The following is a 23,901-nucleotide window of genomic DNA, read 5'->3' as shown; positions in this document are numbered from 1 at the left end:
GTGAATTGCAATAAATACCCAAAGCACTTGAAGTTTATTTAAATATTGAATCAGTTAAACACCTATTAAACAGATTCGTTTAAATGATTTTAGGTGAGTATAATTTTCAATTTAAAGACGATCTGTGTCCTAGTATATAAAACACACCCAGTTGAAAACCTTGGTTCTTTGAAGTTTCAGGACTTTCAGAATTGATATTTGCCAGTCCTTTTACATAACGAAGGTCGATTCCAAAACCAGTTGGTGGATGAACATAACTTAAGCCTCCGGCTAATCCAAAATCAAGTGATTTAAAATCGTTTTTGACATCAATGGTCAAACTGCCTGTTTTTTGTTTTGCTTGTAGCAGAATACTAATTTCAGGACCGGCTTGTATGCGGAATCCATTATTAAACATGTACTGAAATAAAATTGGAATTGAAAGGTAGTTTAGACGCAGTTTATGGTCCACATTGGCAAGTCTGTACAAAGCACCTTTAGAGGAATAAATTAATTCAGGTTGTACTGCAAAATGTGTCGTAAAATGAATGTGTCCAATTAATCCACCATTGATTCCGATTCTTGGATCAAAAGAAGAATTATCGTTGTTATCAATATTAAATACATTTAATCCGGCTTTAATGCCCATGTGCAGGTGTTGAGCATTTAAGTTCTGCGTAGCTATCAAAACCATGCAGGTCATTACTATTTTTATATTCATATTAAATTGTTGTTTTTGTTTTATCTTGATGATCATAAGTTGACAGGTTACTTTACTTTTGAAATGACCCAAGTTAAGTCATTTTGTTCTGTAGGATATTTTACTTTCAAATACAAGTATAATTTTTGGATTCATTCATATTAATGTGATTTTTCCAACAGCATTACTTTTCGATAAAACCAGATTCGAAATAACCAATGAAAAGTAGATGCATTGATCTCAATTGGAATTTAAGTTAACCGAAGTCCATAATACTACTAAAGAACCGGTTAGTAAATTAACACAGCCATTCATGAGCTGAATGAACGATTAAATTCTAATTGTAAAATTCATAGTAAATCTTTTAAAGGAATTATGCGATTGCAGGTTATTATTGCATAAATCACACATTTTTATATTATTCCTTTATAATTCCATAAATTATCTGCATGCTTGAACCGTAGTTTACATATTTTGTGCTTTAATTAAATCTATTAAAATAGCGTTTGAAAATGAATATACTCAAAACAGCAGGTTTGCTGATAATTACCTTGATGTTGGTTCCTGTGTATGCTTATTTTTATGGAAAATCTCTTGGTCCCATAGAATCAGAGGCGCTTTCAACTTTAATTAGAATTTGTTTGGGATCAATTTTATATTGTTTTGTGATTTCAGAACTTACAAAAAATTACAGTCAGGTAGATAAATTGTGGAGTCTAATACCCATAGTCTATGTTTGGGTAGTTGCCGCTTATGGGGACTATGCACCCCGATTCATATTGATGGCAGTTTTGGTTTCAATTTGGGGTATTCGTCTTACTTATAATTTTGGTCGCAGAGGTGCCTATCATTGGAAATTCTGGGAAGGCGAAGAAGACTATCGATGGCAAGTCCTGAAACAGAAACCAGAATTTAAAGCACCTTGGAAATGGACTTTATTTAATTTGTTTTTTATTTCGATCTATCAAAATATGCTGATTTTACTTTTCACGCTGCCTTCCTTGGTGGCACTTCAAAATAGTGAACAAGTATTGGGCTTTTGGGATTATTTTATTGGAATCACCATGTGTTGTTTAATAATTTTTGAAGCCATCGCCGATCAACAACAGTGGAATTTTCAAACTCAAAAGTGGGCCCTTCTAAAATCGGGAAAGCCGATACCCAAAGAATACGAAAAAGGTTTTATAACTAAGGGACTTTGGGCGCATTGTCGCCATCCAAACTATTTTGCTGAACAAGGAATCTGGTTTTGTTTTTACCTATTTAGTGTTTCTGCCAGTGGACAATGGTTTAACTGGAGTATCTTAGGTGCTTTGTTACTCATCTTATTATTTCAGGGAAGTGCCAATTTTAGTGAGGAAATAAGTGCTGGAAAATATCCGGAGTATAAATCATACCAGAGCAGGGTTAGTAAATTTATTCCTTTTTGGAAGGCAGGTTCTGTATTCAAGTAAATCGTCAGGATCATGATTTGTTGTAATTCAGACTTTGTCTGAATTACTGGATTTCAGGATGCTTAGGATTTTTAATGTTGTGACTTTGAAATGCGGATATGAAAGCAAATTTAAATCCTGTTAAATCCCCGCCTGCCAGAGCTGAATTGTAACAAATTAAAAAATTATCATCAGTCAAATCGGGCAGGCTGATTCAGACAAAAGGAGGGAAGCTTATTGCAAAGAAATTTATAAAAGAAAAGTCTTTAGAAAGGTCTATAGAGAAATGCTGCAATCTTACAATGTTACAATCTCTTTAATCCCAAAATCCTGAATATCTTGATTCCGACAGTGGAAAATGAATTTATTCAATAACAAACAACCTCGATTCCGTTTTTTGCGTATGATCTTTTTAACAAGGCTCACTACTTTAATCATTTTAAAATGCGCATCATGTGGCATCAGATCGTTGTGAAATTCCCATTGTCGGTTATTCTGTTGAGTGTTTACACCCAATTATATTCCCAAACTTTACAAGTTCCGGGATTGATTTCTCCTTCGGATCAATCTACGCTTCAGGTTTTAGGGACCCGCTTAAAATGGAATCTCAATTCTGAAGCAACCAGCTATACACTCAGGATTTATTCAGATCAGAATTTGACAAAGCTTGTTTTTAAAGATGATCAAGTAACCAGCACCAGCAGGGTTGCAGAAAACTTGCAATACAATACGGTCTATTATTGGACCATACAAGCATTTAATTCAAGCAGAAACAGTCTTGAATCCAAGGCCTGGTCTTTTCGAACCATGCCGCACAATGCGCAGGCAGTCACAACACATCCCCGCTTATTAATTACACAAGAAGATCTTCCGCGCCTGCAGTCCTGGGCCAATGCAAGCAATCCAATGTATCCGGCATTCAAACAAGTTTTGAATAGCGCAATCCAAACCTATGATGCTAAGTTTTTTCCAGGTGGAATCGCTAATCCGAATTGGCCGGATATAGGCAACACGACGTGGTCAGCTTATGTTACAGAATCGTATGCAGAATTTTTTGCATTTTGGTCATTAATAGATCCGGATCACACGCAGAGACCTGTTCATGCACAACGTGCCCGAAATTTGTTGATGTATGTGATAGATCAAGCATTATTAGGTCCGGCCACAGGGGTACCATTTCGCGATCCTGGTTTCATGACCTATGACCGTTCGCGCGTTTATGGTGAAGGCTGTCCGCTTACAATGGACTGGATTTACAATGCAAAAGATATCAATGGAAAGGACATCCTGACTAAACAAGATAAAGCTAAAATCAGAACGGTGTTTTTGCGTTGGTGTGAAGAACAGCTGACTGCATACAATCATCCAACTCCAATTGGATTAATCAATGACAAACAAATTCAAATAACCAATCGGTGGATATTAAATAATTATTATTCCGGTCATGCACGGAATATGACCTTTATGTCACTTTCCATCGATGCTGAAGATGATCCGGAAATCAATTCGAATTTGCATTATTCAGCACTAGGAAACAGTTTACGCAGTTATCTTTTTAATGCAACCGGTGCCTGGTTGTATGGACAATATGCTCAATATGAAAAACCAGAAATTGTTGCAGCAGATTACAACATTCCAAATCACGGTTTGGGTATGGGCAGTGGCGGATTATCTGTTGAAGGCTCTTTGTATGGTTTGAGTATTGGTTGGGTCGCGCAACAAATGCTTGCACTGAAAACAGCTGGTTGGGCAGATGAAACGATTATTGGCAAGCAAGCAAAACTTTTGGAAAGTAGCTATTGGAGTCGCTTGATGGAAGGCATGCTTCATCAAATTGCTCCAGAGCCCTACATTCCACCACAAGCCACTTATTATGGTCCGATTTATCCAGTTGCTAATTATGGAGATTTGTTGCGAACTTGGGTAACTCCTGAATTAATGCAATTAGCTGCACCAATCGGTTTAATTGATATGAAATTAGGTACGAATCCAGCACGATTAAATCAATGCAGGTGGTTTTCAAGAAATGTATTACAAGGGGGAGCAGGTTTATTAAATTATAGATTGTCAAACACCTGGTCAGGTAGCAATGCTACCGATGCCTTATATTATTTTTTACTATTTGATCCGGCTGCTAAAGTTCCAATTGATCCTCGACCTGATTTAAATACAACATTTGTGGACACTGCTTTCAATAAAATATTGTCTCGAACAGATTGGACTGGAAATGCTTCTTGGTTTAACTGGCAGTGTCATTGGACCAGTATCAATCATCAAAGTGGGGATGGCAATCAATTTGAATTTTTTAGAAAAGGGGAGTGGTTGATCAAAGAACGAAGTGGGTATACCAATGATGGCATTGGATATACTTCTGCGTTTCACAACACGCTTGGATTACAAAATACATTGCCTGCAAATTTACAATGGTATGAAGCGCCAACCATCGAACGAGGTGGTCAATGGACACAGGGAGTAAATGCAGGCGATCCGTATGTGATCACCAGCATCCATCCAAATTTTGTTTATGCAACCGGCGATGCAACCAATTTATACAACCGACCCAACCCATTCAGTGCCAATAATGCATCAACTGATATAGAATTTGCAAGCCGATCCATTGTCTGGTTGAAACCAGATCACATCATTATTTATGATCGTGCAAAATCAAAAGTACCAGATCGTTTCAAACGATTTTATATTCAATTAACAGCAGCTCCAGATGTTTCTGGAAAATCCATGCAGGTGTCAACTCCCGGTGGGCAAAACGTTTTCTTATCCAATCTTTTACCTGAACATGCCGTATTAACTCCATCCGTTGCAGAAGACATTCATGTTTTGGCTCAAGAGGAATTTACTACACACCAACTTAGCATTGAGGATCCGGCCAACCCGCAAGATGTTCGTTTTTTGAATGCAATCCAAGGAGCTGATGGAAATGCATCCGCTGATTCCGTTTTGCTAATTCAATCGGATTCAGGGACTGCATTTGAAGGTGCTGCAATTAAAAATACTTTGGTGTTGTTTCCAAAGATCTGGGGCGAACAATTAAAAACCACCAGTTATATTATTCCAAATCACATTACAAAACATATTGTCACAGGATTAATACCGAATGGAGGCTATCAGGCAACATTGCTTCCAATTGGATCTCTTTGTCGGGTAGAACTCAGTCCGGGTAATCAATTGCATGCAGATTCCGGTGGCGTACTCATTATAGATCACAGCCTTACCGATGTAAAGAATACTAAACTCCTGGAGTCTGCAAGTTTGCAAATGAGCCCTAACCCTTTTCAATCCAACATACAAATACAATTTGATTTAAAAGAGTCTGAGGTTTTGAGTCTGTATATTTTAAATAGCAATGGGCAGAAAGTCCAAACCGTTTTTAAAAATAAATATTTCCCTAAGGGACAGATTCAACATACTTGGACGACAGCACATATTGCAGCTGGAAATTATTTGGTCCTGTTGCAATCTGGCCAAAATGTTTTAGCCCATGCTTTTATTTGCAAACAATAGAAGTCGGAATAAATTGGATGAAACGCATCGATTCTATTAAATAGATATTGATTGAAGGAGGAATTACATTTTAGTCATTGAATGTTTCCGAATGCTAAAGTAGTTTATGTAAAAAATAATTTGTTCAACACACACATCTGAAAGCCCCGTTCAAGGGGTTTGGGGTTCAGATGAATTTGGATGGAGAACAACTTTCAAATTTATCGGGAATTGTCAATTCTAAATTTCGATTCCTAAAAAAAAATTACGTTCGAAGCAAGACCTGAATACTTATCAGCCGTTTGATTGAGAATTGTCACCCAATTACAAGCAAATTTGTAGTAATATTGGAAGATGAAAGCAATTTTGTATCTTCCTTTATGTATGGTTTTAATGTCCTTAAATCTGGCCGGGCAATATGCCATTGATGCAGCTGGATCTTATGTTAAAAATGGAGCTTATTCTGCAGCTTATTCGGTAGGTGAAGTATCCACTTTAACGGTAAGGGGTGTACATTCAACGTATGTTTCCACGTCGGGAGTCATACAACCAGATCCATTAAGTATTACCGGAACGAAAAATCCAGGAATTGCTACCATCCGAATATATCCAAATCCGGTAAATGATTTCCTGAGACTTGAAACGGACCGAACTGATTTAATTCAGTATGTCATTTATTCAATGCAGGGTAGCTTTTTGGCACAGGGAACTGTCAGGGGAATGTCAGTACAACTTGATTATTTGACACCGGGCATGTACCTGATCAAATTTAGTTTAGTTGATTTTCATGAAAGTCAGTCTTTCTTAATTTCCAAACTATAATGTCCAAACAATTTTTCAATATGATGAATCTATTTACATTTTTTAAATCCATCGCTAGGATTAATTGCAGTCAGTTTATTATTTTAATTTCTAGCTTGCTTCTATTCAATAGCAGCACTGCACAAATTCCAAAAGGTTTAAATTTTCAAACCATCGTGCGCGACAATACCGGCAAGCCATTGGTATCCCGGAATGTGAATTTTAAGTTTTCGATTTTGCAGGGTGGTACCAGCGGAACGTTGGTGTATGCTGAAGAACACCGGGCCATAACCAATGAATTTGGTTTAGTAAATTTATTGCTTGGCTATGGTTTTCCGCTTAGTGGAAAATTTGATCAAATAAAATGGGCTGATGGAAGTTTGTTTTTAAAAACTGAAATAGATCCCAACGGTGGAATCAACTACGAGTTATCCAATGTATCTCCATTCTTAAGTGTGCCTTATGCACTCTATGCAGAAAATACCCAACTGACTGCCGGTCCAGGAATATTAATTGAAGGAAACAAAATCAGCAATACCGGAGATCCAGACCCTGCAGATGATTTAAAAAACGGTTCACCGGTTGGTGGTGATTTATCTGGAACCTTACCCAATCCTAAAGTAACGGGATTGCAAAACAGGCCAATCATGGATATCAATCCACAATTAAATCAAGCATTGGTTTGGAATGGAACCCAGTGGTTGCCAGTAAGTGTAGACCACGATCCAACTAATGACTTGTTGATAAATAGTCCTGCAGGAGGTGACCTCATTGGAAATTTACCCAATCCTAAAGTAATTAAATTAAATGGGTTTCCGCTTGCTTCAACTGCACCAGATTCAGGGGATGTGTTGGTTTTTTCACAAGGAGAATGGAAGCATCTGCCTATTGGATCATCACCATCCGCAGGAGTTTGGAAACGCAGTGCAAATGACGTGGTCCTTGAAGATCCTGCTGGAATTCAAAGGGTTAATGCTTCAAATGCATTGATACAAACACAAAATTCATTTGCTGCCTATAAGGGAAGTGATAGTACTGCAGTTTCACCAGTTGGCATTCAATACATCCAGGGTAGTGGTGCAATGCAAGCACGATCCTTTCAGGGCGCCAATACGCATGTATTATCTTATGGGAACAAATATTTGTATGGCCTTAATAGTTTTACAATTGGAAGTCCCTATGCAGAATTGGAATTTTGGAATAACGATCTCAGTCAAAAAGAAATCCGAGCTGCATTAAATCCATTTGAATTACGCTTTGATGTGGCAACACCAGATCGGGGTGGATTTTATTATGGAACCGGATTTACCATAGATCGAAAAGTCAAAGATTCACCACTTGAATATGCAGGAGTTGAATTGCGGGATAGCAGCATGTATTTCTACAGTGGGAATAAGGATTTTGCAGGGATCGACGTAGCTACAAATTATGGTGGAGGACTCTTTACCTATGATAAGAATGGAAAAGATCGTATGTATTTTTCTTCATTAAATAGCGACCAGACTCAACCGTATATCGGATTGTTTTCAACAAAGACGAATCGGGCTGTTGCAGAATTGCAAAGTTTTAATTCAGCAGGCGAATTTGTTTTGTACAATTCCAATACGGATCAATTTAATGTTTATGCGGGATATTCCACCAACGGACCTAATTATCCATGGCTTGGTATTGGAGATGCAAATGGAGGAAGTTCGGCTGGAATGTATTTAAGTACGAATGGACTTGGGACCATTTTTGCTGACATAAAAAATTTCAGAATGGATGATCCTGCCGATAAAGATCGTGAAATCTGGTATGCATGTATCGAAGGACCATAAGCCGCTGCTTATGAGCGTGGCACAGGGCATTTAGTGAATGGAGAAGCTTTTGTATTCTTCTCAGAGCATTTTAAAAAAGTAATTAATCCTCAATCCATTACAGTGCAACTAACTCCCGGATCTGCAGAAACATTCGGAGTGGCAGTTGTTGAAAAGAATGCTGATGGATTTCGAATTAAGGAATTACAAAAAGGAACAGGCAACTTTAGCTTTGATTGGGAAGTTAAAGCAGTGAGAAAAGGTTACGAGTCCTATGAAGTGTATCATAAGAAAGAAAATTTACGAGCGGTGCATGAAACTTCAGGATTTGCACCATCAAATAAACAGATTCATTCCATGCGGCATAAATTGGATCATAGTTCAAAATAGCGAAAAAGAATCTGATAGAATCAGATTTCTCAGGCAGGTATGTGATTGTCAGCAAGCAGTCAGGCAGGAAATATTCGGTTTCAGTGGTGATTCACTAATTAAAATTTGGCGAATGAGCTAAATTTGGCACAGTTTTATGGTTATTATCAGTAGGTAGCATTGAACACTGGCCTGAACACTGGCCCGGATATAATTGCAAATTAGTTTCTAAGACTTGGTAGATAAATGTAAAAATTCTTGAAGGCGAATCGAATTCTAAGTTCGATTCGTTTTCAATAATTTATTGTTAAAGTGCTGACAACTCATAAAAGTATAGTTGATAGTACCTATATTACGTTAAATTTTAATTTTAATAATACATGAAATACAAATTACTTCTGGTTTTAACTCTTTTTATTTCTGGGTTGGCAGTTTCTCAATCTGTCATTTTTAAACCCTTTGAGTATCCCTTGTCTCATCAAAAATTTTCTTATTTAAGTGATTACAGTTTATTGCAAACACAAGTTAGCGATATTCAGAAAATTTTAAACAATACTCAAGGTAATATTTTTAAACTCATTTTAAGGACTCCTGAACAGGCTTTTCAATTGGAGTTGACTGAGTATAATTTGAACAGTACAGATCGCATGCGCACTACAGGTGGATTGGATGCAATCAAACAATTGCCTAAGCGAACGGACCTTCGTACGTTTAAGGGTACTGTAAATGGATTAAACAATTCGTTGGTGTCCATGACCATTGCAGATGGATATTTACACTTAATGATTGATGATAGAATCAATCGATATTTTCTTGATAAAATTGAAGATGTTGATCATGTTTTTTCAGGTGAAGAAAATGGCCAGCGTTTTGTTTTGTATAAAACCAGTGACGTACTTCCTGTTCCAGGTGTAAGTTGCGGATCTACAGAGCTCACTAAAAATTTACATCAGGTTCAACAACAAGTAAAAGTTACAGGAGTATTCAGAAACCGTCCATGTTTAACATTGTTCATCGGACTTGCTGCCGATTTTAGTATGATTCTTAAACAAGGTGGACCTGCGAATGTAGATAATTTTATGTCAGCGACTTTAGCGGATGTTCAGACCGTTTTTGACGACGAGTTTGTATATGAAATCGAGCTAGTACAGTCAGCCACATATATTGCAGATATGATGGCAACAGACCCATTTAATGGAATTACCAATATCAATACCCAACTAACCCGTTTTGGTCAGATAGCTAATATTATTTTTTCAGGACAAAACCACGTAGTTGGAACTTGCTGGTCTGCAAAATACCAATTGCCAGGGACCGTAGGAGTTGCTGATCAACCGGGAGTTTGTTTTGCAACGAAATACAATGTTTGTAGTTGCTTTGCACCAGGTCAAGGGACCCAGGCACTCTATTTAACACTGCAAGCACATAATTTAGGACATAATTTTAACTGCATTCACGACAGACCGGGCGGTGGTACCATCATGGATGGTGCAAGTTTAGCAAATACCAGTGTGATCTGGAGTTTCTTGTCAAAAGATGCTGTTAAAGATTTTATTGAAATGCAAGGATTAGCCGGTGCATGTATGCCATTTTGTCCAGGTTCCGGCATACCAATGCCGGATTTTAGTTCAGATATTGTGTACGGTTGTCAACCTATGACGGTGAAATTTAAAGACCTTTCATCCAATGCAACTGATTTTAAATGGACCTTTCCAGGTGGAATTCCGGCAACTTCTACCGATAAAAATCCTGTTGTTGTTTATTTGGTCGCTGGAAAATACGAAGTATCTCTGGAAGCAAGTAACCCTAGGTGTAAAATGTCCATTACAAAATTAAATTATATAGAAGTAAATGATAAACCAGCTGCTAATTTCAATTATGGAATCAATGGCAAGGAAGTATTTTTTACAGATTATTCTGCAAGAGGAGTCGAGTACTTTTGGGATTTCGGAGATGGAGAAACCAGTGAAGAACAAAATCCTATCCATGTATTTGAACGCGATACCTGCTACAATGTAAAACTTACCGTGGTTAATGATTGTGGTTCAAATACCATTACCAAACGAGTTTGTGTGGTTAGTTTACCAGTTGCAGATTTTGATGCAGATACCACCGCAGGTTGTGCTCCAAAAATTATTAAGTTCATAGACAAATCAACCAACAACGTTAAGAAATGGGAGTGGTTGTTTACGGGAGGCAATCCATCCGTGTCCTTTGCACAAAATCCAATTGTCCGCTACGACAATCCAGGTACCTATGATGTCAAGTTAACAGTTTACAGTTCATCATCAAATAACAAGTTGACTAAAAAATTATACATCACCATAGATAGTTTACCGGATGCAGAAATATCAAATTCGCTCAATGGTAGTATTGCAACATTTACCGGAATTTCAAGATATGCCAAAACGCATTTTTGGAATTTTGGAGACAATACAACAAGTACAGAGATCAATCCGGTACATAATTACAATGACGGCCGGTATGAAGTAATGTATATCGTAACCAATGGTTGCGGAAGTGATACAGCAAGGACAGTGGTTACGATTGGAGCAAAACCAATAGCTGGATTTCAGGTAGCGGATCCAAAAGGATGTTTGCCATTTACGGTACAGTTTCAAAATACATCTACGATAGCAGCAACAGACTACAGATGGTATTTCCCGGGTGGAAATCCATCCACCAGTACCCAGAAAAATCCAGTGGTTACGTACAACAGTGTAGGTAAATACAATGTAAGTTTAGTAGCCTCCAATTTTCAATATTCGGATTCAGTAGGTTATGCTGATTTTATTGAAGTTAAAACAGTTCCTACAGTAGACTTTACCAATTCAATCATAGGATTTAAATCCGCATTTACCAGTCAGGCGACTGGAGCCAATTCCTATTTTTGGCAATTTGGCGATACAAAAACCAGTACAGAAGCAAACCCGGTACATGATTATGGAGTGGAAGGAGAATTTGATGTACGGTTGATTGTATCCAATGATTGCGGTCAGGATACATTTGACAAACACATCGCGGTGTATCTGGTACCAAAAGTAGATTTCACAGCAGATACAATCAGAGGATGTGTACCCTTCACAGTAAATTTCAAAGACAAATCCTCGATAGATGTCAATGAATGGAACTGGGAATTTGAAAATGGAAATCCAGCGACCTCAACGCAAAAGAATCCAGTAGTAACGTATACGAAGAAAGGAAAATTTGCAGTCAAGCTGACCGTAAAGAATACAAATGGAAATAATGGTCGGACCAAACTGCAATACATAGTAGTGGTATCTTCGGTGTTGTGTCCAGAAAAACCAAAGAAAGACCGGAATTTAGTGGATAGTAAAATTATAGAGTTTCCATTCGATTTAGGATTTGAATCAAGATCCCGAATCAATGAGATGAGTGAAGAAGTACCGTTTGTATATCCAAATCCTGCCAAGGATTACCTAACGGTTGTAACAGAGGCAAGCAGCAGCAATCCGGTACAATTGGAATTGTACAATTTATCCGGAAACCGGATGGCAAAGTACAAAACCAATGATACGGTATATAAAATACAAACAGAAAGCTTGCGAAGTGGAACGTACTATTTGCGAATCCAGGATGGCACCAGTGCAGTCATTCGCAAATTTGTGATATCAGAATAAGCTTAAAACAGCATATAATAAAAAAGCCCGTGATCGAAATCATGGGCTTTTTTATTGAATCTGATTTGTTGAAGGCTCGCTTCGATTACTTTTCGTATTTAAGATCTAATATTTCAAAATATAATTCTGAATCCTCAAATATTATGGTCTATATTCAAAATATAAAATTGATTAATTGTCTATTTAGAAATATTATATTACTTGCTTTTAATTGTAAGGACAGGGAAGATAAATTGCTAGTATAAAAAGTAAGATTCAAAACCATTGATATTATTCAACTGAAAGGCTATTTGAGTGTTAAAATTCTGTTCAATTTTGTATAATTCACTATTTTTCGCTTCTTTTCTAAACTTTCTAAAAACATGAAACACATTTTACCCCTGATTTTAATGTTTATCTACTGTCAAATGGCCAATTCACAGACGGTTGTGATGAAACCATTTGATGCACCCGCAGCACATAGTAAGGTATCTTATTTAAAAGAATACAGTTTATTGCAGACCAGTGTAAAGGATATTCAAAAAGTCTTAAACACGACACCCGGTAATATTTACAAGCTCATATTGAGAACTCCAGAGCATGCATTTCAATTAGAGCTTTTTGAATATGCTCTGAGTGCTCCAGACCGGATCCGGACCACGGGAGGCATCGATGATATCAAAAGGCTTCCTGCAAGGACAGACTTACGCACATTCAAGGGAACTGTAAATGGTATCAATAATTCATTGGTGTCTATGACCATTGCAGATGGATTTTTGCACCTGATGATTGACGACCGGAGCGAGCGTTATTTTATAGATAAAATGGAAGATCCTGATAAACAATTTATCAGTGAAGAAGATGTCCAGCAATTTGTTTTGTATAAAGCCAGTGACGTATTGCCTGTTCCAGGAGTAAGTTGCGGTGCAACGGCTTTGAACAAAGGTCTTGAAGATGCAAAGCACCAAGTTCGTATTCATTCAGATTCAAGAAACAGAGCATGCTTAACTACTTTTATTGCATTGGCAGCTGATTTTACAATGTTTCTAAAACATGGTGGTCCAAATGGTGTGGATAATTTTATGATGTCCAACCTGGCGGATGTTCAAACTGTATTTGATGATGAGTTTTATTATGAAATTGAATACGTTCAAACAGCTACCTGGATCGCTGATATGCCAAATACGGATCCATTTAATGGGATCAATGATATTTTTGCTGAGTTAGATAAATTCAGACAAATAGGAGATATTTTATTTGCTGGTGCCGGTTATGTAGTTGCAACTTGTTGGACTTCAAAATTTACATCAGGTGCCATTGGAGTTGCTTATTTACCCGGTGTCTGTTATGCAGACAAATACAATATTTGCAGTTCGTTTATTCCAGGCAGCGGCCCACAAGTGCTCTATCTGACATTACAGGCACATGAATTAGGACATAACTGGAATTGTCAGCATGACCAACTCAGTGCAGGTACCATTATGCAGGCTACGATTAATCCCAGTACCATCTGGAGTTTCATGTCCAAGGATGCTGTTAAAAATTATATTGAATTCCAAGGTTTAGCAGGTGGATGTTTGCCATTTTGTCCAGGTTCTGGCGTTCCAATGCCCGACTTTACTTCTGATAAAGTGTATGGTTGCCAGCCAATGACTGTAAAATTTAAAGATTTGTCTACCAATACAACGGATTGGAAATGGTCATTCCCCGGTGGAACACCAGGAACTTCTACAGAGCAAAATCCAACGGTTGTGTATCGGGTTGCTGGATTCTATGAAGTCAGTCTGGAAGCAAGCAATCCACGTTGTAAAATGTCCATCACCAAATTGAATTATATTGAAGTGAATGATGCACCCATTGCTAATTTTAGTTTTGGAGTCAATGGAAAGGAGGTGTTTTTTATTGACCTTTCTCAAAGGGCAAAAGAGTATTTATGGAATTTTGGAGATGGTGAAACTAGTGAAGATCCTAATCCTCAGCATACCTACGATCGCGATACCAGTTATGATGTGACGCTTACAGTTATTAATGACTGCGGTACTCATACAATTAAAAAACGGGTAAATGTGGTGAGTCTTCCTATTGCAGATTTTGAAGCAGACACCACCGGTGGCTGTGCACCAAAGAATATCAAATTCATAGACAAATCCACGAACAATGTAAAGAAATGGGAATGGTTGTTTACAGGAGGAAATCCATCAGTTTCCTTTGCACAAAATCCAATTGTCCGCTACGACAATCCAGGTACCTATGATGGCAAGTTAACAGTTTACAGTTCATCATCTAATAACAAACTACCTAAAAAATTATACATCACCATAGATAGTTTACCGGATGCAGAAATATCAAATTCGCTCAATGGTAGTATTGCAACATTTACAGGAATATCAAGATATGCAAAAACACATTTTGGGATTTTGGAGACAATACAACAAGTACAGAGATCAATCCGGTGCATAATTACAAAGACGGACGGTATGAAGTAATGTATATCGTGACCAATGGATGTGGAAGTGATACAGCCAGGACAGTGGTTACAATAGGAGCAAAACCAATAGCCGGATTTCAAGTAGCCGATCCGAAAGGATGTTTACCATTTACCGTACAGTTTCAAAATACATCGACAATATCAGCAACGGATTATAAGTGGTATTTCCCAGGAGGGAATCCATCAACCAGTACGCAGAAAAATCCATTGGTTACCTACAACAGTGTAGGTAAATACAATGTAAGTTTAGTAGCCTCCAATTTTCAATATTCGGATTCAGTAGGTTATGCTGATTTTATTGAAGTTAAAACAGTTCCTACAGTAGACTTTACCAATTCAATCATAGGATTTAAATCCGCATTTACCAGTCAGGCGACTGGAGCCAATTCCTATTTTTGGCAATTTGGCGATACAAAAACCAGTACAGAAGCAAACCCGGTACATGATTATGGAGTGGAAGGAGAATTTGATGTACGGTTGATTGTATCCAATGATTGCGGTCAGGATACATTTGACAAACACATCGCGGTGTATCTGGTACCAAAAGTAGATTTCACTGCAGATACAATCAGAGGATGTGTACCCTTCACAGTAAATTTCAAAGACAAATCCTCGATAGATGTCAATGAATGGAACTGGGAATTTGAAAATGGAAATCCAGCAACTTCAACGCAAAAGAATCCAGTAGTAACTTATACGAAGAAAGGAAAATTCGCAGTAAAACTGACCGTAAAGAATACAAATGGAAATAATGGTCGGACCAAACTGCAATACATAGTAGTGGTATCCTCGGTGTTGTGTCCAGAAAAACCAAAGAAAGACCGGAATTTAGTGGATAGTAAAATTATAGAGTTTCCATTCGATTTAGGATTTGAATCAAGATCCCGAATCAATGAGATGAGTGAAGAAGTACCGTTTGTATATCCAAATCCTGCCAAGGATTACCTAACGGTTGTAACAGAGGCAAGCAGCAGCAATCCGGTACAACTGGAATTGTACAATTTATCTGGAAACCGGATGGCAAAGTACAAAACCAATGAAACGGTATACAAAATACAAACAGAAAGCTTGCGGAGTGGAACGTACTATATACGAATCCAGGACGGCACAAGTGCAGTCATACGCAAATTTGTGATATCAGAATAAGCTTTAAAACAACAAACAATAAAAAAGCCCGTGATAAAAATCACGGGCTTTTTTATTGATCAAAAAAAATGTTATTAAAATTTTATCACGAACCAAAATTTCTTTAAACGCACGCGAGTCGTCAACATGATAATGACAATACTTTCGGTTAAACCATTCTTTGAGCAATGATTATATTGAGCTTTTGATACTCAACCGAAAATTCTGTGAGGTTAAAATGGACTAGGTTTTAGTTTTTCCAAATTGTGTCTCTACCAGTGCTACAATTTGTTTAATGGTTTGTTCTTCCTTTCTGTGACAAATCAGTAAAACATCGTTTGTATTAATTACCAACAAATTATCCAATCCATGTACAACAATTAATTTTCCTTCTGCATCCTTGATTAAATTAGAACTGCTTTTGTTTAATAAATAGTCAGGCGCAAGGGCTGCATTGTGATGTTCATCTTTTTCAAGTATTTCGTATAAAGAGCCCCAGGTACCCAGATCGGTCCAACCAAAATCAACCGTTTTAACTTGGACGTTTGGAGATTTTTCCATCACCGCATAATCAATTGAATCTGATGGACATTGATCATACAGTAAGGTAATATCTGAGTCTTGATTAAAGTCTTTAAATAAATTGAATAGGGTAGGTGCGTATTGTTTAAACTCGTTTAATATTGTTTGAACATTCCACAAAAACATTCCTGAATTCCAAACATAGTCTCCACTTTCAAGATAGGATTCGGCTGTTTTTAAATCGGGCTTTTCCACAAAGCGATTCACCGGATAGATCGTTTGATCCAATCCCCGTTCTTTATCAAAATTAATATAACCGTATCCAGTATCAGGTCTGAAGGCGTGGATGCCAAAAGTCATTAAGTAATTAGGGTGTTTATTAATAAATTCAAATCCATGTTGAATGTCTTCAATAAATTGAGATTCATTTAAAATAAGATGATCGGATGGAGCAATAAACATTTGTGCATCCGGATCAATCGCTGCGATTGTTTTAGCAGCATATAAAATGCAGGGTGCTGTATTTTTTCGACTGGGTTCCAGTAAAACCTGTTTTGGATTTATTTCAGGCAATTGTTGATATACCAGATTTTCATAATCTACATGACTCACTACCCAAATATTGGAAGGTGGTACTATCTTACATAAACGATCATAGGTCATTTGGATAAAGCTTCGTCCACTATCCAGGATATCTAAAAATTGTTTTGGTTTTTGATTCCGGCTTAATGGCCAAAAACGACTTCCAATGCCACCTGCCATAATGATCGCATGTTGATTTATTTTTTGCAAGGCTTCTAATTTAATGTTACGATACTACGATGTTACAAAGCTACAATTTTGAGAGTAAGTAGGAGTAGTCTTTAGTCTGTAGAGAGGAAGTAGGAGTAGTCTTTAGTCTGTAGAGAGTCTATAGAAATGCCTGGCACCAAAACAAACTGTCACCTATCAACTATCACCTCTCAACTAGCTTCCAATTGCTCCATTCCTTTTTGAAAGCCGGAAACGATGGCATCGACATGATCTTTTTCAAGTGTACCTACAGAAATACGGTACCAATCGGAATCATCTGATGAACCAAATGCCTTAAATGGAACAATGGCAATTTTACAGGTATCCAATAAAAATGCGGTTACCATTTGTTGGGTTTCCAGCACGTTTGAGCCGTTAACCGATTTGCCTTTCCAGGGACACTGTACGGTTAAATAAATAGCAGCTTGTGGATTTATTATATCTATTGGAAAACCCATGTTTTTTAATTTAAGAATCCCATCATAGAGTGCGGTTAACCGATGATGGATCTCTGGTTTAAACCAATCGAGGTAGGCTTGCACGGCTTCTGTATTTTGTAAAAACCAGGCTGTTGCCATTTGTTCTGCTTTGGGTGCCCATGCGCCTATGTGAGATAATATGGCTCGCATCTGGTCAATCAATTTCTTTGGACCAAAAGACCAACCCACCCGCACACCGGTAGCTGCAAATACTTTAGAGAGCCCATCCACATAGATTACATAGTTTCTCAACGCCGGTTCCAAACTGACGGGATCGTAATGTTTGGTTTCACCAAAAGTTAATTCCCAATAAATTTGGTCGTACATGATATACAAAGGCTTTTGATTACCGGCTCTGCGTTCATTTTCTTTTTTAACCATCTGACAAATTTCTAAGAGCGTCTCTCTTGCAAATACAGTTCCAGTAGGATTTTGAGGTGAACACAATGCAATCAGGGTAGCCTTTTCAATGAATGGTTTGATATCAGCAGCCGTGGGCATAAAATTTTGAGCCGCACTCACTTCGAGGGCTTGTCCGTAAGCTTCGCTTAAATGACAATAGTGGTTATTATTCCAGGAAGGGACCGGAAACAATACCAAATCCCCTTTATCCAGTAAGGTTTTGTAAATAGCATAAATTAAGGGTCGTGCGCCTCCGGAAACCAATATTTCATCCGAACTGTAGTCTAATCCCAATTTCTTATGGATTACGGTGGATAAAATTTTTCGCAATTCAGCCATCCCATTTGCCGCCGGATAATTGGTATGTCCGCATTGGTAAGCCTTTATTATTGCCTCTTCAAGTTCTTTGGGTATTGGAAAAATGGCTGGATTAAAATCTCCGATCGTTAAGTTAAATATTTCTTCGCCTTGCTGAATTTTGTGGTTTACTTCTGAAGCTAATTTAATGATTTCAGAAGGGATTAAGGTTTCGGCCATATGGGAAGAATTCCTTAAGAGGGCAAGATTGCCAGTAGTCGCTTGCATAAGCCAGAGTTTTTCGGTTGCTGCAAAATATTAAAAATTAAACATATACCTTAATTTTTTTTAATCTTGCGCTGATTATTAAGGATATGAGCACAAATAACAAATTAAATAATATTCAATACCTGAATGGTCCTATGAGCAGGTTTGCCGAGTTGCGATTTGCTTTTGATGTCTTTTGGGATCTGTTTACGGGAATCCGAAAACTCTATTTTACAGGCCCTTGTGTTACAATTTTTGGATCTGCCCGATTTAAAGAGGATAACCCGTATTATAAGATGGCCGAGCATTTAGGTGCCGAAATCGCTAATTTGGGATTCACCATCATGACGGGTGGAGGTCCAGGTATCATGGAAGCTGCTAACAAGGGCGCTCAATCAGTCGGTGGCAAATCTGTTGGGTGTAACATCGAATTACCTCATGAGCAAATTCCAAATCCCTATTTGGATACCTGGGTGAGCATGAAATATTTTTTTACGCGCAAAACTATGCTGATTAAATATTCCTACGCGTTTATTGTATTACCCGGTGGTTTTGGTACCATGGATGAATTTTTTGAATCCATGACCCTCATTCAAACGGGTAAACTCATCCATTTTCCAGTAATCATTTATGGAAAAGAATACCATAAAGAACTTTGTGATTTTCTGGATAAAATGGAACAGGAAAAAACAATTTCTCCCATAGACAGAGATCTTTTTTTGGTATCAGACAGCCCAGAAGAAATTATTCAACACATTAAATCAAATTTCAATATTAAAAAGGTCTTACAACCGTTTAATATTAGTCAGCCGATAAAATGGTTGTTTGAGAAGAATTAGTACGAATCGATTGCAACAAGTTTACTGTTTAACAGTCTATTAAAACAAGGGCAGTTCGATTGTTCCCGAAATATAATTCATGACACCAGAAAAGACACCGATTCAACAAAGCGTTTTCGAAAACAGAAATACGAAGTACGGTGCTTACCAGTTAAGAAGACAATACAATCACAATATGACTTTGGGCATGTTGATTTCAGTAAGTGTTTTTTTAACAGGGGTCCTTCTGTATAATATCAATTGGAGTGATACAGATGAGTACCAAATGATGCGGGAAGTCCAACTCGAACCAATTCCTGAATTGGAATTGCCTAAATTTAGTATTAAACAAACAGCCCCTACTCATGCTGAAAAAAAATCAAGTCCAAAAGAAAATGAACAGAAAAAAGTAGTAAAGGAAGAACCAAAACAAAAACCGCAAACACAAAAACAAGAAGCATTGGATACCATTGTAACCAAAACACTTGACGAGATGCAATCAAAATCTTCTGAAACAGAAGGCGAGCAAGCCTTTGATTTTGTTGATGTCATGCCGCAATACCCAGGTGGCAGTTCCACTTTGTCGCGTTTTATTTCATCCAAATTGGTTTATCCAAATACAGCACTTCGCAATAAAATTGAAGGGGTCGTGATCGTTGGATTTGTAGTTGACAAAGAAGGAAAAGTACGCAATCCCCGAATAATTAAATCCTTATATCCTGCATGTGATGAAGAGGCATTGCGCGTTCTTCGATTGATTGATCAATGGATTCCAGCAAAGAATGCAAATAGGAATGTCAGTTTTAATTTTAAGATGCCAATTGAGTTTAAGTTAAACCGTTGAGTTTTTATTTGTAATCATGGAATTGCAGTTAATTCAGGATTTATTGAGTACACTGATGTTGCCTTCAAGGCTTGATGAAATTCATCTTGATGAAATACAACGAAGTATTTTTATTAAGCGAGATGATTTAATTCATCCAGTAATAAGTGGAAATAAATGGCGCAAATTGGACGGGCATATCCAGGAATTTATACGTTCAGGTGCAAATCGCATGGTAAGCATGGGGGGTGTGCACTCCAATCATTTGCATGCCCTGGCTTATGTTAGCAACTTTTTGAAATGTTCCTGTGATTTGTTGGTTTATGGTTGGCATGATGCCATCTTAACACCTACCTTAAAAGATGCAATGAATAATTCTGCGAATTTGCATTCTTTAACACGGAGCGAAGCGCAACAAATCAGAAATCAAGGCATTGGAACTATTTCTGATAAATGGACAGATGCCTATTGGATTCCTGAAGGAGGCGGTGGAGATACAGGCAGCATCGGTATGGCAAAACTGGTACATGAAATGCCTGATGATTTTGATCAGGAAGAAAATTTACTTCTTTGTCCATGTGGTTCCGGGACTAGTCTGTTTGGATTATTAGAGTTCACTAAAAAGATACAAGTTGTAAGTTTGAAAAATGTAGTTAATGCAAGTTATCCCAAATTAAACAATGCGAGGCTTCGTTGGATTCAGGCTATTGAAAATAAATCCTTTGGGCATTTTCAGAGCAGCATCCACAGCAGCAAATGCGGCTATTAGTCCGACGATATTTTTTGGCGCCTGGATATTTGGTGGTTTGATTGCAATATGTGGAGCGCTTACCTATGCCGAAATCGGTTCAAGGTATCCTGTAACCGGAGCCTATTATAAAATATTTTCTGAAGCTTATCATCCTTCGGTTGCTTTTGCAATTAATGGAATTGTACTGGTGTCGAATGCGGCTTCCCTGGGTGGGGTTGCACTTATAGGAAGTGATTATTTGTCAGAAGTGGTTTTTGCACAGCCGCCAACAGATGCAATAAAAGCATTGATTGGAATCGGGGCGATTGCGTTATTTTATGGAATTAATTTGATGGGCTTGCGAATCAGTTCGAAAGCACTCAATGTTTTAATGTTTATTAAAATTGGGATGATCTTGTTAATTATTTCTTCCTTATTTTTTCCTTCAACCCATGTCATCCAAAATGAAAGTTTGGTGCAGACGGATGCACTTTCGTGGAAAAGCATAGTGGCTTCTTTTGCTGCTTGTTTGGTTGCTGTTTCATTTACATATGGAGGGTATCAGCAAACCATAAATTTTGGTGAAGAAATTCAATCACCTAATAAAACGATTTCGAAAAGCATTTTTACAGGTATTCTGATAGTAATTGCATTGTATCTTTTAGTCAATCTGAGTTATTATAAAGTAATTGGCTTTGAAGAATTAAAATCAGCAAAAGGGATTGCAGCCTTGGTAGCAGGAAAGCTGTTTGGTCCATTTGGAAAGTCCTTATTTGCGATTTTATTATTTCTTGCCGTATTGGCTTATGTAGATGTGATGTTGCTGAGCAATCCCAGGGTTATGTCCGCCATGAGTAAAGACGGCATGTTGCCGGCAGCTTTTAGTAAAAAATATGGCAAACGGGAAGTCCTCACGGTTGGATTGACCGCATTCAGTTTAATCAGTATGATTGTAATATTTTATGCTGAAACATTTGATCGCATACTCGGTTTTGTTATGATTTTGGATTCATTGGGAATGGCCACTTCCGCGGCAACTTTATTTTATTTTCGAAGAAAATCCAATACCACTTCTTCCGCTGAAATATATAAGATCAAATATTATCCCTGGATGCCGCTCTTGTTTATTATCACCTATATCTTTGTCGGACTTGCCTGTATATATGCCAATCCGTCCTATGGAGTGACCTCGCTAATTGTATTTATAGCACTTGTTATGGTATATTTTATTATTAAGAAAATGGGGAGGGAGGAGACAAGGGGATAAAGACCAAGGACTAAGAATGAAGAGACCATAGACCAAGGACTAAGAATGAAGAGACCATAGACCAAGGACTAAGAATGAAGAGACCAAAGGACCATAGACCATAGACCAAGGACTAAGAATGAAGAGACCATAGACCAAGGACTAAGAATGAAGAGACCATAGACCAAGGACTAAGAATGAAGAGACCAAAGGACCATAGACCATAGACCAAGGACTAAGAATGAAGAGACCAAAGGACCATAGACCATAGACCAAGGATGAAGAGACCATAGACCAAAGGACCATAGACCAAAGGACCATAGACCATAGACCAAGGATGAAGAGACCATAGACCAAAGGACCATAGACCATAGACCAAGGATGAAGAGACTATAGACCAAAGGACCATAGACCATAGACCAAGGACGAAGAACGAAGAGACAACCATTGACCACTAACAACTATCAACTATCACCTAACAACTATCAACTAACTTCAATGGATTTATCATACATACTCAACGAACTTGGAGAAGAACGCGATCAGTATTTTAATGCGATTGCCCCACCTATCATTCAAACCAGTAATTTTAAATTTAATACGGTGGACGACATGCGTCAACGGTTTAAAGATGAATATGGAGGATATATTTATTCTCGTGGATTAAATCCGACTGTTGATATATTGAGAAAGAAACTTGCTGCGCTGGATGAAGCAGAAGACGCACTTGTTTTTAATAGTGGAGCCTCAGCAATTTTTTCATCGGTAGTACCTTTTGTTTCTTCAGGGGATCACATTATTTCTGTGAGAAATCCATATACCTGGGCACAAAGATTGTTTAATGAGTTTTTACCGCGCTTTGGTGTACAGACTAGTTATGTTGAAGGAAAATTGTTGAGTGATTATGAAAATGTTTTTCAGGATAATACGAAACTGATTTATTTAGAGTCACCGAATTCCTGGGATTTTGGTTTGCAGGATATTGAAGCCATTTCAAGGTTTGCAAAGACTAAAAACTGTCTGGTTGTCATTGACAATAGTTATTGCAGTCCTTATTACCAAAAGCCTATTTTATTAGGTGCAGATTTGGTATTGCAATCAGCAACCAAATACCTGGCAGGTCACAGCGATGTGGTATGTGGTGTTTTAACTGGGCGAAAGGAATTGTTGCAGAAAATTTTTAATCTTGAGTATTTAACTGCCGGAAATGGCATTCAACCTTTTAATGCCTGGTTATTGATGCGGGGATTGCGAACCTTGCCTGCCCGGATGGACCGCATTGCAAAGACTACACAAACTGTGATTGAATATTTAAAGCAACATCCTAAAATTGAATCCGTAGTTTTTCCATTCGATGCTGATTTTCCACAAGTAGAATTGGCGCGTAAACAAATGCAGGGAGCTTGTGGCTTGGTATCATTTGTAGTTAAAACAACAGATCCAAAAAGCATTGAACGTTTTAGTGAATCATTGAAGCACATTATGATGGCGGTTAGCTGGGGTGGTTATGAAAGTTTGATCATTCCACGTATTGCCGGTATGGAATTAAAAGATTTTAATCCGCTAGACCCAATGCATCGATTGATCCGTTTGTATATTGGTTTGGAGGATGCAGATTATATTATTGCAGATTTAGAACAGGCTCTCAGGTGTTTATAAGGAGTTAGGAGTCTGTAGCAAGGAAGTCTTGAGGAAAATGCTGCAATGGTACAGTGC

At 37.8% G+C, this 23,901-nt stretch carries 16 protein-coding genes; 13 read left to right on the top strand and 3 right to left on the bottom strand.

Annotated elements, in window-relative coordinates; all coding sequences use genetic code 11:
- Positions 1–106: 106 nt before the first annotated feature.
- Positions 107–772, bottom strand: a complete 666-nt coding sequence (locus IPK91_05645) for a PorT family protein (GenBank protein MBK8296757.1) — start codon at positions 770–772, stop codon at positions 107–109.
- Positions 773–1,197: 425 nt separating this feature from the next.
- Here IPK91_05645 and IPK91_05640 point away from each other — a divergent pair, with 425 nt between their 5' ends.
- The 8 genes from IPK91_05640 to IPK91_05605 all read left to right on the top strand — a co-directional run bounded on the left by IPK91_05640 (position 1,198) and on the right by IPK91_05605 (position 15,830).
- Entirely contained in the window at positions 1,198–2,133 is a 936-nt protein-coding gene (locus tag IPK91_05640; GenBank protein MBK8296756.1) for a DUF1295 domain-containing protein, read from the top strand.
- A gap of 432 nt (positions 2,134–2,565) precedes the next feature.
- Positions 2,566–5,631, top strand: a complete 3,066-nt coding sequence (locus IPK91_05635; GenBank protein ID MBK8296755.1) for a T9SS type A sorting domain-containing protein — start codon at positions 2,566–2,568, stop codon at positions 5,629–5,631.
- Positions 5,632–5,964: 333 nt separating this feature from the next.
- Positions 5,965–6,432, top strand: coding sequence for a T9SS type A sorting domain-containing protein (locus IPK91_05630; GenBank protein MBK8296754.1), 468 nt, complete (start codon positions 5,965–5,967; stop codon positions 6,430–6,432).
- Between the two features lie 20 nt (positions 6,433–6,452).
- Positions 6,453–8,228: a hypothetical protein gene (locus tag IPK91_05625; GenBank protein MBK8296753.1), complete on the top strand. Its 1,776-nt coding sequence runs from the start codon at positions 6,453–6,455 to the stop codon at positions 8,226–8,228.
- Positions 8,229–8,261: 33 nt separating this feature from the next.
- Positions 8,262–8,597, top strand: a complete 336-nt coding sequence (locus IPK91_05620; protein ID MBK8296752.1) for a hypothetical protein — start codon at positions 8,262–8,264, stop codon at positions 8,595–8,597.
- A gap of 359 nt (positions 8,598–8,956) precedes the next feature.
- Entirely contained in the window at positions 8,957–12,217 is a 3,261-nt protein-coding gene (locus tag IPK91_05615) for a PKD domain-containing protein (GenBank protein MBK8296751.1), read from the top strand.
- A gap of 362 nt (positions 12,218–12,579) precedes the next feature.
- Entirely contained in the window at positions 12,580–14,682 is a 2,103-nt protein-coding gene (locus IPK91_05610; GenBank protein ID MBK8296750.1) for a PKD domain-containing protein, read from the top strand.
- Positions 14,649–15,830, top strand: a complete 1,182-nt coding sequence (locus IPK91_05605) for a PKD domain-containing protein (protein ID MBK8296749.1) — start codon at positions 14,649–14,651, stop codon at positions 15,828–15,830. Before IPK91_05610 ends, IPK91_05605 begins: the two co-directional genes overlap by 34 nt.
- A 222-nt stretch (positions 15,831–16,052) precedes the next feature.
- On the opposite strand, the gene IPK91_05600 is transcribed toward IPK91_05605, so the two are convergent.
- Both IPK91_05600 and IPK91_05595 read right to left on the bottom strand, forming a co-directional pair.
- Positions 16,053–17,093 (bottom strand): mannose-1-phosphate guanylyltransferase, encoded by a 1,041-nt coding sequence (locus tag IPK91_05600; protein MBK8296748.1) that lies wholly within the window; start codon positions 17,091–17,093, stop codon positions 16,053–16,055.
- 200 nt (positions 17,094–17,293) lie between these two features.
- Positions 17,294–18,589: a pyridoxal phosphate-dependent aminotransferase gene (locus IPK91_05595; protein ID MBK8296747.1), complete on the bottom strand. Its 1,296-nt coding sequence runs from the start codon at positions 18,587–18,589 to the stop codon at positions 17,294–17,296.
- 86 nt (positions 18,590–18,675) lie between these two features.
- On the opposite strand from IPK91_05595, the gene IPK91_05590 reads away from it, so the two are divergent.
- From IPK91_05590 to IPK91_05570, 5 genes are all read left to right on the top strand, one after another.
- Entirely contained in the window at positions 18,676–19,407 is a 732-nt protein-coding gene (locus IPK91_05590) for a TIGR00730 family Rossman fold protein (GenBank protein MBK8296746.1), read from the top strand.
- A gap of 79 nt (positions 19,408–19,486) precedes the next feature.
- Positions 19,487–20,230: an energy transducer TonB gene (locus IPK91_05585; GenBank protein MBK8296745.1), complete on the top strand. Its 744-nt coding sequence runs from the start codon at positions 19,487–19,489 to the stop codon at positions 20,228–20,230.
- Positions 20,231–20,246: 16 nt separating this feature from the next.
- Positions 20,247–20,978 (top strand): hypothetical protein, encoded by a 732-nt coding sequence (locus tag IPK91_05580; GenBank protein ID MBK8296744.1) that lies wholly within the window; start codon positions 20,247–20,249, stop codon positions 20,976–20,978.
- Positions 20,890–22,206, top strand: coding sequence for an amino acid permease (locus IPK91_05575; protein MBK8296743.1), 1,317 nt, complete (start codon positions 20,890–20,892; stop codon positions 22,204–22,206). Before IPK91_05580 ends, IPK91_05575 begins: the two co-directional genes overlap by 89 nt.
- Before the next feature lie 477 nt (positions 22,207–22,683).
- Complete coding sequence (locus tag IPK91_05570) at positions 22,684–23,844, top strand: PLP-dependent transferase (protein ID MBK8296742.1); 1,161 nt, start codon at positions 22,684–22,686, stop codon at positions 23,842–23,844.
- Positions 23,845–23,901 lie beyond the last annotated feature (57 nt).

It is taken from the genome of Saprospiraceae bacterium (genome assembly GCA_016712145.1).
GTDB lineage: Bacteria > Bacteroidota > Bacteroidia > Chitinophagales > Saprospiraceae > Vicinibacter.
Note: the sequence above shows the minus strand (reverse complement) of the source record. Positions and strands in the feature narration are given on the sequence as shown.

Bases quoted from the DNA above. Each gene is read 5' to 3' on its own strand.
- IPK91_05635 (MBK8296755.1), top strand. From the start codon at position 2,566: ATGTGGCATCAGATCGTTGTGAAATTCCCATTGTCGGTTATTCTGTTG.
- IPK91_05630 (MBK8296754.1), top strand. From the start codon at position 5,965: ATGAAAGCAATTTTGTATCTTCCTTTATGTATGGTTTTAATGTCCTTA.
- IPK91_05625 (MBK8296753.1), top strand. From the start codon at position 6,453: ATGATGAATCTATTTACATTTTTTAAATCCATCGCTAGGATTAATTGC.
- IPK91_05615 (MBK8296751.1), top strand. From the start codon at position 8,957: ATGAAATACAAATTACTTCTGGTTTTAACTCTTTTTATTTCTGGGTTG.
- IPK91_05610 (MBK8296750.1), top strand. From the start codon at position 12,580: ATGAAACACATTTTACCCCTGATTTTAATGTTTATCTACTGTCAAATG.
- IPK91_05600 (MBK8296748.1), bottom strand. From the start codon at position 17,093: ATGGCAGGTGGCATTGGAAGTCGTTTTTGGCCATTAAGCCGGAATCAA.
- IPK91_05595 (MBK8296747.1), bottom strand. From the start codon at position 18,589: ATGCAAGCGACTACTGGCAATCTTGCCCTCTTAAGGAATTCTTCCCAT.
- IPK91_05590 (MBK8296746.1), top strand. From the start codon at position 18,676: ATGAGCACAAATAACAAATTAAATAATATTCAATACCTGAATGGTCCT.
- IPK91_05585 (MBK8296745.1), top strand. From the start codon at position 19,487: ATGACACCAGAAAAGACACCGATTCAACAAAGCGTTTTCGAAAACAGA.
- IPK91_05580 (MBK8296744.1), top strand. From the start codon at position 20,247: ATGGAATTGCAGTTAATTCAGGATTTATTGAGTACACTGATGTTGCCT.
- IPK91_05575 (MBK8296743.1), top strand. From the start codon at position 20,890: ATGCGAGGCTTCGTTGGATTCAGGCTATTGAAAATAAATCCTTTGGGC.
- IPK91_05570 (MBK8296742.1), top strand. From the start codon at position 22,684: ATGGATTTATCATACATACTCAACGAACTTGGAGAAGAACGCGATCAG.